Below are 13,068 nucleotides of genomic sequence, written 5' to 3' on the forward strand. Positions count from 1 at the left end.
GCGTGGGCGAGGCGGACGGTCGTCTCGGGGTCGAGCGCGAGCGCGACCAGTCCGACGAGGCCGGCGAGCGCGAGCGGCGACAGCGACGCGAGAAGGGCGCGGCGGCGCATACGAAGTGGACTCTCGGACACGGGGACGAATATGTTTCGCCGGGCGACGCGCGCCGGGAGTCGCGGCGCGTCTGCGCCGGCCGGCATAAACGGCCTTTTGTACGCGCACGCCCGACACGTCGATATGCACTGTCGGCGGTGTGGAAACCCGTTAGAGAAGCCGGGAGACTACTGTCTCACCTGCAACACCGCCAACTGCGACGCCGTCGTGGCCGTCTTCGAGGCCGACCGCGCGACGCTGACGTTCCTCGACGAGGAGGACGTGCTCGGCGAGACGACGGTCACGACGATTCCCGAGTCGGACGACGAGACGAAGGTCGTCCAACTCCGCAACTTCGCCGGCCTCGTCGCCGACGAGATTCGGCGCAAGCGCCCCGAGACCGTGTACGCCGCGGGCGAGCGCGGCCCGCTCCGCGAGACGCGCGCCCAACTCCACCACGAGTTCTACCGCGTCTCCGACGACAATCCGGTCCAGCGCGTCCTCGACACCCGCGGCGAGCGGACGCTGGAGGTCGTCGACATCCCGCCCGCCGAGAAGTTGGGCGGGAGCCACAGCACGCTCATCGGGGGGCGACGGGGCCGCCGGGCAATCGGCGTCGTCGCCGGCCACCCGCACGTCAAGAAGGTCATTCCCGGTCCCATCGACGCCGGGGGGACCGGGTCGCGGACGGGGCTCCGGGCGAAGGTCACCCGCGCCGACGACAACGGCAACGTCAGACTCCTCCTACGAGACGGGTCGAGCGTCCAAGAGAACCGAATCGTCACGACGGCGATGAACCGTGAGACGGGCGAGCGCGTCCGCGACGACCTGAACGAGGCGCTGCGAGAAGACGAGTTACAAGACACGTAGCGGCGGAAAACACGCCGAGTCGGAATCGGAATCGGAATCGAATGGCTGACTCAGGCCGACTCGGCGGTCCCCTCCGAAACCGTCTCGATGTGAATCGGCTCGGCCTCGGCCGCTGCGTCTTCCCGTTGCGTTTCGTACCACGCGACCGTCTCGGCGATGGCGTCTCGCAGCGGCGTCGGTTCGACGGCGTCCCCGAACGTCTCGCGGAACTTCGCGTCGCGAACGACGTACGGTTCCTCGAAGGCGTAGCGCATCTCGGAGAGCTCCTTCAGCGGCGCGCTCAGGTAGCCGCCGATGGTCAGCGCGAGCCCCGTCGCGGCGATGATGTGCGGAAAGCCCGGGTCGATGTCGGCGGCCTCGTAGACGAGGTCGACGAAGCGGCGCGTCGAGACCGTCTCGGGGTTCGGGACGTGCCAGACCTCGCCGAGCGCCTCCTCGCGCTCGCCGAGGAGGACGAGCGCCCGCGCGAAGTCGGGGACGTAGGTGTAGGTGTGGGCGAGTCGCGGGTCGCCGAACACCTTCGCGCGCTTGCCGGCGACGGCGGCTCCGAACACCTGCTCGCCGACGGCCGATTCGCGGACGCGCGGGCCGAAGAAGTCGCTGGCACGGCCGATGGTGGCCTCGATGCGGCCCGCCTCGTGGGCGTCGAGGACGATGTCGGCGCACTCGGCTCTGGTCTGGCCCTTCGGGCCGGTGGCGGCGTACGGGAGGTCCTCGGTGAGGCGGACCTGCACCGGGCCGTACATGTAGAGGTTCTCGGCGACGACGAGGCGCGCGCCGGCGGCTTCGGCTCCCGCGACGATGCCGCGGGTGAGGTCGGGAAACAGTTCGGGCCACTCGTCGTACGGCGGTTGCGCGCAGTGGTAGACGACATCCGCATCCGCGAGCGCCGCGACGGCGCGGTCGGGGTAGAGCACGTCGGCGAGGCGGCTCTCGACGCCCTCAGGGAGGAAGTCTGGTTCGTGGCGCGTCACCGCGGCCACGTCCGCCCCGCGTTCCCTGAGCTGTTCCATCACCGCGAGTCCGACCGGGCCAGCACCGACCACCACGTGTTGTGTCATGGCCTCCCGTACGCACGCCGGCGACAAAGCGGTGTCTAGGCCCGTCACATGCCGAGACGACTCGTAGGGTTTATCCATACCGGCGAGGTAGTTCGCGGTACTATGGCCGACAAGAAGGCTCGATCCGTCGGTAGTTCCGGGCGCTTCGGCGCGCGGTACGGCCGCGTCGCTCGACGCCGTGTCAAGGAAATCGAAGCAGAGATGCGCAACTCCAAAGTCGACGGCGACGACGTCACCCGCGTCGGAACCGGCATCTGGAAGAACGAAGAGACCGGTGAGGTCTTCACCGGCGGTACCTACCGCCCGCAGACCCCCGCAGGCAAGCAGGTCCGCCGCTCCATCCGCGCCGCGCTCACCGGCGAGGACGAATAACTCTCAAGTAGCCTCGACTCTTCACATCTCACAATGAGCTACAAGTGTTCCCGGTGCAAGCGCGATGTCGAACTGGACGAGTTCGGTGGCGTCCGCTGTCCGTACTGCGGGCACCGCGTCCTGCTGAAGGAGCGGTCCCCCAACGTCAAAGAAGTCGCCGTCGAGTAGCGTGCGTCCAGCGCACAGCGCTTCGCTCGAATTCGACTATTCTGACGAGCGACGCGCACGCGTCGTCGAGCGGAGCGTCGCCGTCGAGGAAGGCGAGATAGACGACGCCCGGTCCGGTGCCCGCGTCGGCCGCGAGGGGCGGACCGTCGTCGTCACCGTCGAGCCGACGACCTCGTCGCGCTCCGCGCGGGCGTGAACTCGTGGATACGCCTCGTCGAGACCGCAGAGCGCGTCGCGGACGCCGGCGAGCCACTGTCCGGATCCGCGTAGGAGACCGCGGGTGTTTTAGGGCCGGCGTCCCGTCGGTTCGGGTATGCAGGGAAGTCTGCCGCCGGAAGCCCAAGAGAAGCTCGAAGAACTGCAGAACCTTCAGGAGACCGCCCAGAACGTCTCCGAGCAGAAGCAGTCCTCCGAAACCGCGCTCAACGAAGCACAGACGGCGCTCACCACGCTCGAGGAAATCGACGCTGACTCCAAGATGTACCGCGAGGTCGGCGAACTCCTCATCGAGACCGACTACGAAGCGGCCAAGGACGACCTCGAAGAGAAGGTCGAGAGCCTCGAAGTGCGCGTCGAACAGCTCACGAAGCAGGAGACGCGCGTGCAGGAGAAGTTCGAGAGCCTGCAGGAAGAGCTCCAGCAGATGCTCCAGGGCGGCGCGGGCGGCGCGGGTCCGATGGGCCCCGGCGGCGCGTAAATGCCACAGCCGACGGACGAAGAAGTGGTCCAGACCGCCGCGGAAGCGGCTGAGGGCCTCATCTTCGCCCGCTTCAAGCAGTCTCGCGTCAAGGACTTCGACGTCACCGTGACGTTCGAAGACGGCGTCCTCGACGTTGACGTGTACGTCAACGCGCCCGACGATGCCGACGACGCGGAAGCCGTCGCCGAGGAGGCGGCGCTGACGGCGCAGGAGGCCGTGGACGAACTGTTCGCGGCCGCCGACGAAGAGTAAGGGACGTTCTCGCGGGCACCCCCCGCACTCGGTTTCTCCCGGTGAGCGGCGGCGCTGTACCGGTCGAAGGCGGGCCGAATGTGAGTGATTCGGGCGGTGATTTTTGGATTCCGCAAGTATCACTGCGCCTAGGGATTGTGCCATACGACACAATTAAACAGGACAGTGGTGTATGTTACCTCATGTCAATCAGAAGGACGCCAAGAGGGACGACCGCACTGGACCGGTTGCGAGAGCGATACAGCGAGGCCGACCTCACCTGTTCGAAGTGTGGCTTCACCGACAGCGACGGTGAGTGGTCCGCCAAGACAACCGGGTCGAGCGTGTTCTACCGGCGGGTCTGTCCGAGTTGCGGCGCTATCGAGACGCGAACGCTCTCGCTGAAATGACATCCTCCTCGCCGTGAACGGCGAGGTTTCCTCGCGCTGGGGGTATCGTTTACCGACCCACGGAGGCAACTTGCGGGTTCGTATGCTCCTCGTTGGGAACTGAGCGTGGTGACTCTGACCAGTGATGGTCGTCCCACTTGAGGCATACAGGCCGTGCCATCGACCGTGTTACCGTCGTCTGCCGTCTCAAGAACGTCTCTGACGCCGTGAGGTCAGCGTGTCCTTCAAACCCACACGGACACGTCAGCGTATCCTGATGACGAATCGTGTCTGTCGTGGAACCGCAGTTCGGACATTCCTGACTCGTCCACGCCTCCGACCGAACCTCAACCGACATACCGTATTCTTCGGCGGTACACGCCAGTCGGTTCACGAACGCTCTGAACGCCCAGAAGTTGTGTGTTTTCGCGTTCGTCTCCACCGACCAGTGCGTGTCCAGCACGTCCGTTAGTGCCCCGACGTACACCGTCGAAACGCCTTCGTCGTACAGGCGTTCGATGAGGTCGCGGGCAAGAGCATCTTGGGCGTGGTCACGACGTTTTGTTCGCCGGTCGTACAGGCGTCGGATTCGGTGACTACTGTACCGACCGTCCTCCAAGAGTGATTGGAGTCGGGCGATTTCTCGCGTCGTCTCGCGGAATCGCTCAAACAGGACACGACCTTCGTATAGGTATTGTTGGCCGGTCGTGGTTGTGCAGGCGACGAGGTTGTTCGCACCAATGTCCAGAGCGGCTTCTTCCGAAGCCAATGGTTGTGCCAGTCGAGAATTGTCGATAGTTACTGGCTGAAAGGCCCTGAATGTCTGTGCGTTCTCGTCCCAGAACAACTCCAACCGGCCTTGCTTGTCGTACTCTTTCCAGTTGGGTTCGCCCCGAACTTCGAGCCGAAGCCTCTCGCGGTATCCAAGACCGTACTCCTCTTTCAGGTCATGGCCGACGAGGATTTCAAGCCGGGAGTATTCGCCCCACTCGACGGTGTACGAGGTGTTCCGAATGTACGTTCGGAGTTCGCGGCCGTCCTCGGCGTTGCCCCAGAATCCGGGCTTGCCGTTGGCTTCGCCCTTCTTCTGGAGCGCGAAGAACGATTTCCACGCTTCGCGGTTCTTGCGTTCGATTTGCTGAACTGTGGAAGCGCCGAGTGTTCCGCCGTAGCGACCGCGATACTCGCTGATTTCCCACACGTCTTCGTCTGAGTCAGCATAGTGTTCGCGGCGCTCGTAGTTGATTTCGTTCCAGAGAGCGGCAGAAGCGTCCAACAGGCGTCGAAGCAACTCCTCGTCCGCGTCGGACTGCGGAATCACCTCGAAGGTGTTGGTTCGCTTCATCACCTACTGGTTGTATCCGAACACACATAAGTATGGGATTAATGTGTTATTATATGGTCGAAGTTCGTATCGAGTTTGACGACGACGAACAGTACGAGCGGTTGAAGGAACTGAAGAAGCACCGTGGATTGACGTGGAAGGGGCTGCTACTCGAAGGCGAGAAGAAAGTCAGGGAGGATACCCCGGAGTAAGCGTCGAACGTAGGTTGTGCAGTAGAGTGTCGGATTCACGCCCGCCGTGAACGGCGGGACTCTCTGCTTAAATCAGGTAGTGCGACGGGAAGGTTGCTCGTCGCTCGAATCGAATCGTGAGTGGCGACGCCGGACCCGTCGGTAAACGGGGTGCGGGAGACGAGGGTGGTGCGGGCGACGTGTCGCCAGCGTCACCTACGGGAGGAAGAACACGAGCAGACTGACGGCCATCGCCGCGAGGATGAGCGCGAGCGCGAGCGCCCCGCCCATCGAGACGACGACGTTGGCGTGGCTGGCGAGCGTCTCGGTGCGGTCGTTGCCGAAAATCGTCACCTCGGCGCGCTCGGTCGCCATGCCGGCGACGACGGGTTCGGCGTCCGCGAGCGCCTCGTCGACGAGGCGGTCGATGGTCTCGCGGAGTTCGTCGGGGTCGATGGCCGCGCCGACCTGGTTTTCCGCCTCGACGGTGTTGACGATGTGCGTGTCGGTCGTCATCACCTCGGCGACGTCGGCTTTCGCGTTCGGTCCGGTCGTGAGCCCCTCGACGATGCGGTCGCGCAGCCCCGGTTCCATGTTGTTCCCGTCGATGAGGACGTACGCGGTCGTCTGGTCGCCGACGTTCGTCGCGGCCACGCGGATGCCCAGCGGGCCGATGCCCTCCCGCGGCGTCCAGTCGGTCGGGTCGAACGCCGTCCCCAAGGAGAGCGACTCCGGCGACGACGCGGAGAGTTCCTCGCCCGCGAGCCCGGCGGCGGTAATCATGTCGAACGACCGCTTGCTCCCCGGGGTGACGTGGCCGAGGTCGGCACCTTGGAGCCCGTTGTTACAGTTGTGGGCGTCGACGAGGAGTACATCCCGCAGGCCCGTGGTTCGGGCCTCGGCGGACGCCGAGAGGCCGACCGCGTACTCCACGTCGTCGGCGAACTGCGGGGCGTACGTCGATACGAGGAGCGCGTCGTCGCCGAAGCGCTGGCCGAGCATCTTCGCGTCGCCGGACTGCACGCGAACGCTTTCTGTCACGTCCGGGCTGTACTCGATGCGCTCGTAGGCGTCGTCGGCCGCGTCGAGGACCACGTCGACCTCGCGTTCGGTCACGAGGTTGAAGTCGTGGCCGGCGGTCGCGTGCGGCGGGAACGCAAGGCCCTCGGCGCGTCGGGCGACGCGTTCGGGGAAGTTGCCGCCGCCGATTTCGCCCATCGGCCCGGGATGAATCATCGGCAGGACGAACCGGGCTTTCTCGGTGCCGTCCTCGCGCTCGAATGAGAGCACGGTGACGGGGACGATGGCCTCCTGGCCGAGCTGTTCGAAGAAGTCCTCCAGCTCGCGGGTCCCTTCGGCGATGTGGCCGATGAAGCCGCGGATGAAGTCGAGGACGGACACGCCGAGGCTCCGCCGCCACGGGCGGTCGACGATGCGGAGGAAGACGTAGACGCCGAGCGCGTACATCACGCAGGTGATAGCGAGGAGTTGGAAGTGACTCAGCGCGATGGCCGACAGCTCCGGCGGGGCCCGGTCGGGGCGGGCGAGATAGGGCATCAGATAGGCGTCGAGGATGGGGCCGCCTACCTCGAAGAATCTGAGCGTCCCGCTGTAGACAAACAGGAGCGCGGCGGACGTGAGCGTCTGGATGCTCGCCGGGACCGCCGCGATGAGCAGCGACGACCGTGAGACGGCCATCACGATGAGCAGGCGGAAGGCGAACACCGACGCGAGGGCGACCACGAGCGCGTCGAAGATGAACGTCTGGCCGAGGCCCGTGAAGACGGAGACGATGGCGGCTCCGGTGAGGAACGTGACGATAATCACCTCGCCGGCGAGCGCGAGGAGCGACGAGCGGTTGTGCGTCAGCTTCCCGCCGACGAACCGGTCGACGCCGGTGGTCCCGAACGCCGCGACGACAGTCGGAATCCCGATGAAGAAGATGCCTTCCCAAGCGTCTCTGCCGAGGAAGAAGATGCCCCGCCACGAGCCGGCGAGGTCCCCGGAGTCGAACGCCCCGATACCCGCCATCGCGGCGACGAGCAGGGCGAACCCGAGACTCGTATACCAACTGGGCGCGCGGAAGATGAACCGCGAGAGCCCAGCGAGGTCGCTCTGGGTGGAGGTCATTTCCCGAACAGACAAAACGGAGGCCGGTAAATGTCTCGGCTTGGTTCCGAGAAACGACTGTGAGAGACCGCGTCGTGTCGCCTGATTGCGGTTTTTCTGCCGCGACGACGGAGAGAAAAAGGGGTGTCGCCGTGGCGAACGCGGTCGCGGTTGCGGTCGAAGGCGACCGACTGCTCGCAGTTGTCGAGTACCGCTCGTAGTCGTCGATTACCGCTCGCAGATGTCGATGAAGTTCTCGAAGACTTCCTCGCCCTCGGCGGTGTGGGCGACCTCGGGGTGCCACTGGACGCCGTAGAGGTCGCGGTCGGCGTCGCTCATGGCCTCGATGGTACACACGTCGCTCGTGGCGGTGTGGGTGAAGCCCTCGGGGACCTCCTTGACCTCGTCGGCGTGGCTGGCCCAGACGCGGGTCTCGGGGGCGAGCGAGCCGATGAGCGGGTCGTTCTCGTCGAGGATTTCCACGTCCACGTCGGCGTAGCCGCCGTAGTCGCCGGAGCCGACGCGACCGTCGAGTTCTTCCGCGAGAATCTGCATGCCGAGACAGATGCCCAAGACGGGCACGTCGAGGTCGAGGTAGTCGGGACTGCGGCCGATGCGTTCCATGTCGGGGCCGCCGGAGAGGACGATGCCGTCCGCGTCGATGTCCGCGGGGTCGGTGTCGTTGTCGACGAGTTCGGTGTCGACGCCGAGGTCGCGGAGCGCGCGCCGTTCGAGGTGGGTGAACTGCCCGTGGTTGTCGATGACGACGATGCGGGTCATGTCCCGGATTGGACCACCGTGCCTAAAAGTCAATCGAAGAGTGGTCGAGATACGCGTATCCGTGCATCAGATTGGCACGTCGGGGACGGTTGGGTCGCGGGAGGTCGCTTCGGTGGTTGGGTGGGTTCGTCGCCGCTTGTCACCTCGTCGGCCTCCGCGACTCACTCGTCGCCGGCGCGGTCCCGCGCCGTCTGAAACCCGAGTTCGTCGAGTTCCTTCGTCCGGCGACCCTCCCGCTCGGCGATGGCCTCGACGTCGGGCGAGGCGTCGTCGTCGATGCGGGCGAACGACTTGTGGACCTTCGTGTGGCACCACCGACACAGCGCGACCGTGATTTCGTGGGAGGGTTCGTCGCCGTCGCCGTCACCATCACCGCCGCGGCCGCCGTACGAGAGATGGTGTTCTTCGAGCAGTGGGCGAGCGGTCGAATCGTGGGCCATGCGGACCTCTTCGAGGCCGCAGCGGATGCACTCGCGGCCGTTCGTCGTCGACGCGTAGTGCGGGCAGTCGCGGAAGTCACAGCCCTCCGCGGCCGCGACGCACTCGTAGTCCGCTCGGGCGCGCTCGCGGGCGAACGCCGGGTCGCGGTCGGCGTACTCGCGGGCGAGGCGACACGCGCCGTCGCTCGTGAGGTGGTCGCAGCGACCGGCGTGGTCGTAAGGGTCGTCGACTCCCACGGGCGTGCCTGTCGGCGTCCGCTCCATGGAGCGCGTTCGGGGCGGGGCGGGCCTAAACGTTGCTCTCGACGGGAGACGGCCCGCTCACTCGGCGGTGGATTCATCACGCCCGCCGTCGAAGCCGGGGCGTGAGACTCGTTCACCGACAGAACGGAGCCCAATCGACGCTCGCGTCGAACGTCGAGACGGCCGATTCGTTTCTCTCGCAGGCGCGCGGGCTGATGTTCCGCGGCTCCGTGCCGGACGACTACGCCCTCGTGTTCCGGTTCGACGACGCCGACCGCCACAGCCTCCACATGGTGTTCGTCCCGTTCGACATCGACGCGCTCTGGCTCGTCGGCGACGAGGTGACGAAGAAAAAGCGGCTGTCAGCGTGGACGGGCATCGGCTTCGGCATGGCCGACACCATCATCGAACTCCCCGCGGGCGCGGCAGACGACGTGGACCCCGGCGACTTGGTCGAACTCTCGCAGTGAGGGTCAGCGAAACCGACCGGCCGCGACGCCGACACCGCTGACGATCCCCGCGCCGCCAAGTGAACGCGCTTCCAACGACGGCCCCGCCGAGACACCAATTTCTGTCGGAACCATCTCTTTTATACACTCGACGACATATGTGTTCAACTACTATGTCGGGACCTACCACACCGACGGAGGATAGAGTAAGTCGTCGCGAGACGGCTGGCTGTGAAATTCGACGGTTCTAACCTACAAGGATACGATTCTACCGTGAACGAACGATTCGGGAAGACCCCCGAGCTACGCACTTCTGACTCAGTACAGCTCTTAGACACCACGCTCCGCGACGGCGAGCAGGCCCCCGGCGTCTCGCTGACGCCGGCCCAGAAAGCCGACATCGCCCAGGCGCTCGACCGCGCGGAGGTCGATTACATCGAAGCCGGGAGCGCCTGCACCGGCCCCGGCGAGCGCGAGACGATAAAGCGCGTCACGTCGCTCGGCCTCGACGCGACGGTGACGAGTTTCGCCCGCGGCGTCAAAAACGACGTCGACCTCGCGCTCAACTGCGACGTGGACGGCATCACGCTCGTCGTGCCGGCGAGCGACCGACACGTCGAGTCGAAAGTCGGGACGACCCGTGAGGACGTCGTCGAGACCACCGACGAACTCGTCGCCTACGCCAAGGACCACGGCCTCTGGGTCGAGGTCATCGGCGAGGACGGCTCGCGGGCCGCCCCGGAGTTCCTCGAATCGCTCGCCCGCGCCAGCCACGACGCGGGTGCCGACCGCTTCTGTTTCGCCGACACGGTCGGCCACACGAGCCCCGAACACACCTACGAGGTTGTCTCCCGACTCGCCGAGTTGGGACCGACCTCGACGCACACCCACGACGACCTCGGCCTCGCGATGGCGAACGTCCACGCCAGCCTCGCTGCGGGCGCGGACCTCGTCCACACCACGGTCAACGGCATCGGCGAGCGCGCCGGCAACGTCGCGCTCGAAGAGGTCGCTATCGCGCTCGACCACTGCTACGACGTGGAGTCGGTGAAGCTCGACGAACTGTACGCACTCGCCCAGAAGGTCGCACAGGCCACGGGCGTCGCACTCCCGCCGAACAAGGCGGTCGTCGGCCAGAACGCGTTCACTCACGAGAGCGGCATCCACACCGACGGGACGCTCAAGGACGACGCGATGTACGAGCCGTACCCGCCGGAGACGGTCGGCCGCGAGCGCCGCCTCGTCCTCGGAAAGCACGCCGGCCGCGCCGGCGTCAAGGCCGCCCTCGACGAACACGGCGTCGACGCCACCGACGAGGAAGTCGCGGCCGTCGTCGAGCGCGTGAAGGAACTCGGCGACCGCGGCAAGCGCGTCACCGACGCCGACCTCCTCGCGTTCGCAGAAGACGTACAGGGCCGCGAGCGCGCCCGACAAGTCGAACTGCTCGACCTTACGGCCGCCTCCGGTGGCGGCACCCCGACCGCGAGCGTCCGCCTCCGCGTCGAGGGCGAGGAACGCGTCGCCTCGGGCACCGGGTCCGGTCCGGTCGACGCCGCGGTGAAAGCCGTCCGCGAGGCGCTCGGCCCCGACGCCGACGCCCAACTCGACGAGTACCACGTCGACGCCATCACCGGCGGCACCGACGCCGTCGTGACCGTCGAGGTGACGATGTCGCTCGGCGACCGGAGCGTCACCGTCGCGGCGTCGCACGCCGACATCACGCGGGCGAGCGTCCAGGCGATGGTGAACGCGCTGGACCGACTGCTCGCGCCGAATCACACGTCGCCGACGCCCGCGTCGGCCGACGACTGAGAAAACGACCCCGCTTCTTCGCGCCCGCTCCCGCTCTCCGGGCCCTGCTCGCGGGTGACCGAGTTCGCTCTGAGACCGCAGTTTCTCCGAGTTACTGCGTCTCTTTGGCGACGAGATACGTCCAGCCGCCCCGGCGCTCGAACCCGATAGCGGCGTCGCCGAGTTCCGTCTCCGCGAAGTCGGCGACGCGGCCGGTCCGGACCGTCGTCACGTCGATGCGTCGCGTCCCGTCCCGTTCGCTCGTGTCCGCGCTTGCTACGTTCGCACTCATACTTGCGCTGACGCGGGCAGGGGATATGTATCGAATCCTAGGAGAGTGAAAGTGAAATCGAGGGACTGCGCGGGGGGAGGCGCTCACGCGAGGGAGAGCGTGACTCAGGTCGAACTCGGCTTCGAGCCCAGTCCGAAGGTGATGAGAGTGGCCACGATGACGAACGCGACGCCGAAGTAGCCGGCAAGTCGGTAGACCTCGATGGTGAGCAACAGGAACAGAGGGCGATGATGACTTCGAGTCTGTGTTCGAGTGTGGCGTCCATACGGTCCACCATTCATGTCTGATTAGTAACTATTTCGGCAGGCGAAGCGTGAGCCGTCTGGCGTATCAGAACCGATTTGCAATCCAGTCTGGACTACCGAAACGATGGTTGGGTTCACGGAGCGCGAGCGGTCGGGAGTGTACAAGTCGATATACGCGCGGCGGGATATCAGGCGGTTCGGCGACGATCCGGTTCCGGAGGAGACGCTGGCGCGACTGCTCGACGCCGCGCATCACGCCCCGAGCGTCGGCTTCTCGCAACCGTGGGACTTCGTCGTCGTCGAAGACGACGAGACGAAGGCGGCCGTCGCGTCCATCGCGGAGCGGGCGATTGCGGCGGCCCGCGAGGGCTATCGAGAGCCCCGAAAATCGGAGTTCGGTCGGTTGAAGCTGGAGGGCATCACCGACGCGCCGGTGAACATCTGCGTCACGTGCGACCCGACCCGCGACGCGCCGCACGTCCTCGGGCGCAACACCATGCAGGCGATGGACGCCTACTCGACGTGTCTCGCCGTGCAGAACCTCTGGCTGGCCGCGCGGGCCGAGGGGATCGGCGTCGGCTGGGTATCGTTTCTCTACCCACACGAAGTCCGCGAGGTACTGGGCATTCCGCACCACGTCGACCCGATTGCGTATCTCTGCGTCGGCTATCCCGAAGACGGATTTCCCGAGAAGCCAGTCCTCCAGCGAGAAGGCTGGCGCGAGCGCATCGACACGAGCGAACTCGTTCACTGGGGACGGTGGGAGTCAGGGTCGGTTTGAAGAACAACGTTTGAACTCGGGAAGGCGTTCGTCCCGCGCCTCCGAACCCCACGGGCATCGTCAGCTATCGACGAAAATCGCTCCGAGACGGTGCAGAGAACAATAGCACGGTATAGCCGACGACTCCTCCGACGAGCAGCGCCACGACTGCGCCAGCCGGCCCCCCGAGCGAAAAGCCTTGGAGGGCGACGACACCGAATAGTACCACGCCGAGTGCGTTGAGCCGCTGTTCGAGTGAGTGTTCCATGCCCGGGTTCGTGGTGGAACTCTAACAATTCTACCGGTCAGAAATCTGGCAGAGTGGGGTTGGGTGACGAAATGTAACCCTAGGCCGTCGCAGGCACAGCCACGGAGTCGCGGCGCGACGAGACGCGCCGCTCGGAACGTTGTGGCCGCGAGAAGCGCCGAGGGTGAGATTTGAACTCACGTGTCCGAATGGACAGTAGATTTCGAATCTACCGCCTTGGCCGGGCTAGGCTACCTCGGCTTCCATCGTTGTCTCTCTCGCGGATAGTTTAATCCGTTTCGATTTCCGAGGGCCG

17 protein-coding genes, 1 tRNA gene and 1 pseudogene are annotated in these 13,068 nt (G+C 65.8%); 12 read left to right on the top strand and 7 right to left on the bottom strand.

All coding sequences use genetic code 11. The features are described from left to right. Positions 1–234: 234 nt before the first annotated feature. Positions 235–960 (top strand): DUF2103 domain-containing protein, encoded by a 726-nt coding sequence (locus NKF06_RS07615; RefSeq protein ID WP_058825808.1) that lies wholly within the window; start codon positions 235–237, stop codon positions 958–960. Positions 961–1,010: 50 nt separating this feature from the next. Here the strand turns inward: NKF06_RS07615 and NKF06_RS07620 are convergent, their stop codons facing one another. Continuing rightward, positions 1,011–2,021: an NAD-dependent epimerase/dehydratase family protein gene (locus tag NKF06_RS07620; protein WP_253245021.1), complete on the bottom strand. Its 1,011-nt coding sequence runs from the start codon at positions 2,019–2,021 to the stop codon at positions 1,011–1,013. 102 nt (positions 2,022–2,123) lie between these two features. Here NKF06_RS07620 and NKF06_RS07625 point away from each other — a divergent pair, with 102 nt between their 5' ends. The 6 genes and pseudogenes from NKF06_RS07625 to NKF06_RS07650 all read left to right on the top strand — a co-directional run bounded on the left by NKF06_RS07625 (position 2,124) and on the right by NKF06_RS07650 (position 3,902). Continuing rightward, positions 2,124–2,393, top strand: a complete 270-nt coding sequence (locus NKF06_RS07625) for a hypothetical protein (RefSeq protein ID WP_004972948.1) — start codon at positions 2,124–2,126, stop codon at positions 2,391–2,393. Positions 2,394–2,426: 33 nt separating this feature from the next. Next, the gene (locus NKF06_RS07630; RefSeq protein ID WP_004044283.1) at positions 2,427–2,561 is read left to right on the top strand and encodes a DNA-directed RNA polymerase subunit P; all 135 of its coding nucleotides are present in this window, start codon (positions 2,427–2,429) and stop codon (positions 2,559–2,561) included. Between the two features lies 1 nt (position 2,562). Next, a pseudogene (locus NKF06_RS07635) lies at positions 2,563–2,831 on the top strand (KEOPS complex subunit Pcc1). A 43-nt stretch (positions 2,832–2,874) separates the two neighbouring features. Further along, positions 2,875–3,258 carry a prefoldin subunit beta gene (locus NKF06_RS07640; protein ID WP_004972952.1) on the top strand — a complete coding sequence of 128 codons (384 nt, stop codon included), beginning with the start codon at positions 2,875–2,877 and terminating at the stop codon, positions 3,256–3,258. Further along, positions 3,259–3,513, top strand: a complete 255-nt coding sequence (locus NKF06_RS07645) for a DUF3194 domain-containing protein (RefSeq protein WP_004972953.1) — start codon at positions 3,259–3,261, stop codon at positions 3,511–3,513. Between the two features lie 182 nt (positions 3,514–3,695). Further along, positions 3,696–3,902: an HVO_0649 family zinc finger protein gene (locus tag NKF06_RS07650; RefSeq protein WP_049904953.1), complete on the top strand. Its 207-nt coding sequence runs from the start codon at positions 3,696–3,698 to the stop codon at positions 3,900–3,902. Positions 3,903–3,951: 49 nt separating this feature from the next. Here NKF06_RS07650 and NKF06_RS07655 read toward each other — a convergent pair whose 3' ends face one another. Next, positions 3,952–5,226, bottom strand: a complete 1,275-nt coding sequence (locus tag NKF06_RS07655; RefSeq protein WP_253245022.1) for a transposase — start codon at positions 5,224–5,226, stop codon at positions 3,952–3,954. A gap of 53 nt (positions 5,227–5,279) precedes the next feature. On the opposite strand from NKF06_RS07655, the gene NKF06_RS07660 reads away from it, so the two are divergent. Further along, positions 5,280–5,417, top strand: a complete 138-nt coding sequence (locus tag NKF06_RS07660) for a hypothetical protein (RefSeq protein WP_013440500.1) — start codon at positions 5,280–5,282, stop codon at positions 5,415–5,417. Between the two features lie 195 nt (positions 5,418–5,612). Here the strand turns inward: NKF06_RS07660 and NKF06_RS07665 are convergent, their stop codons facing one another. Beyond that, a complete protein-coding gene (locus NKF06_RS07665; protein ID WP_253245023.1) occupies positions 5,613–7,526 on the bottom strand; it encodes a DUF2070 family protein in 1,914 nt (637 codons plus the stop codon). A 59-nt stretch (positions 7,527–7,585) separates the two neighbouring features. Between NKF06_RS07665 and NKF06_RS07670 the strand changes: the two genes are divergently transcribed. Next, the gene (locus NKF06_RS07670) at positions 7,586–7,726 is read left to right on the top strand and encodes a hypothetical protein (RefSeq protein ID WP_253245024.1); all 141 of its coding nucleotides are present in this window, start codon (positions 7,586–7,588) and stop codon (positions 7,724–7,726) included. Between the two features lie 7 nt (positions 7,727–7,733). On the opposite strand, the gene NKF06_RS07675 is transcribed toward NKF06_RS07670, so the two are convergent. Both NKF06_RS07675 and NKF06_RS07680 read right to left on the bottom strand, forming a co-directional pair. Beyond that, a complete protein-coding gene (locus NKF06_RS07675) occupies positions 7,734–8,285 on the bottom strand; it encodes a GMP synthase subunit A (protein ID WP_253245025.1) in 552 nt (183 codons plus the stop codon). A gap of 161 nt (positions 8,286–8,446) precedes the next feature. Then, positions 8,447–8,989 carry a hypothetical protein gene (locus NKF06_RS07680; RefSeq protein WP_058825802.1) on the bottom strand — a complete coding sequence of 181 codons (543 nt, stop codon included), beginning with the start codon at positions 8,987–8,989 and terminating at the stop codon, positions 8,447–8,449. 101 nt (positions 8,990–9,090) lie between these two features. Between NKF06_RS07680 and NKF06_RS07685 the strand changes: the two genes are divergently transcribed. Together NKF06_RS07685 and NKF06_RS07690 are read left to right on the top strand one after the other, a co-directional pair. Further along, positions 9,091–9,438 carry a DUF192 domain-containing protein gene (locus tag NKF06_RS07685; protein ID WP_058825801.1) on the top strand — a complete coding sequence of 116 codons (348 nt, stop codon included), beginning with the start codon at positions 9,091–9,093 and terminating at the stop codon, positions 9,436–9,438. Between the two features lie 252 nt (positions 9,439–9,690). Beyond that, positions 9,691–11,229, top strand: a complete 1,539-nt coding sequence (locus tag NKF06_RS07690) for a (R)-citramalate synthase (protein WP_253245026.1) — start codon at positions 9,691–9,693, stop codon at positions 11,227–11,229. Positions 11,230–11,320: 91 nt separating this feature from the next. Here NKF06_RS07690 and NKF06_RS07695 read toward each other — a convergent pair whose 3' ends face one another. Continuing rightward, on the bottom strand, positions 11,321–11,500 hold the full coding sequence (locus NKF06_RS07695; protein WP_253245027.1) for a hypothetical protein: 180 nt from the start codon (positions 11,498–11,500) through the stop codon (positions 11,321–11,323). Positions 11,501–11,869: 369 nt separating this feature from the next. Here NKF06_RS07695 and bluB point away from each other — a divergent pair, with 369 nt between their 5' ends. Then, entirely contained in the window at positions 11,870–12,526 is a 657-nt protein-coding gene (gene bluB, locus NKF06_RS07700) for a 5,6-dimethylbenzimidazole synthase (protein ID WP_253245028.1), read from the top strand. Positions 12,527–12,928: 402 nt separating this feature from the next. Here bluB and NKF06_RS07705 read toward each other — a convergent pair. Further along, a tRNA-Ser gene (locus tag NKF06_RS07705) sits at positions 12,929–13,013 on the bottom strand. Positions 13,014–13,068: the final 55 nt, after the last annotated feature.

This window comes from Haloferax sp. AB510 (genome assembly GCF_024136985.1).
Lineage (GTDB): Archaea > Halobacteriota > Halobacteria > Halobacteriales > Haloferacaceae > Haloferax.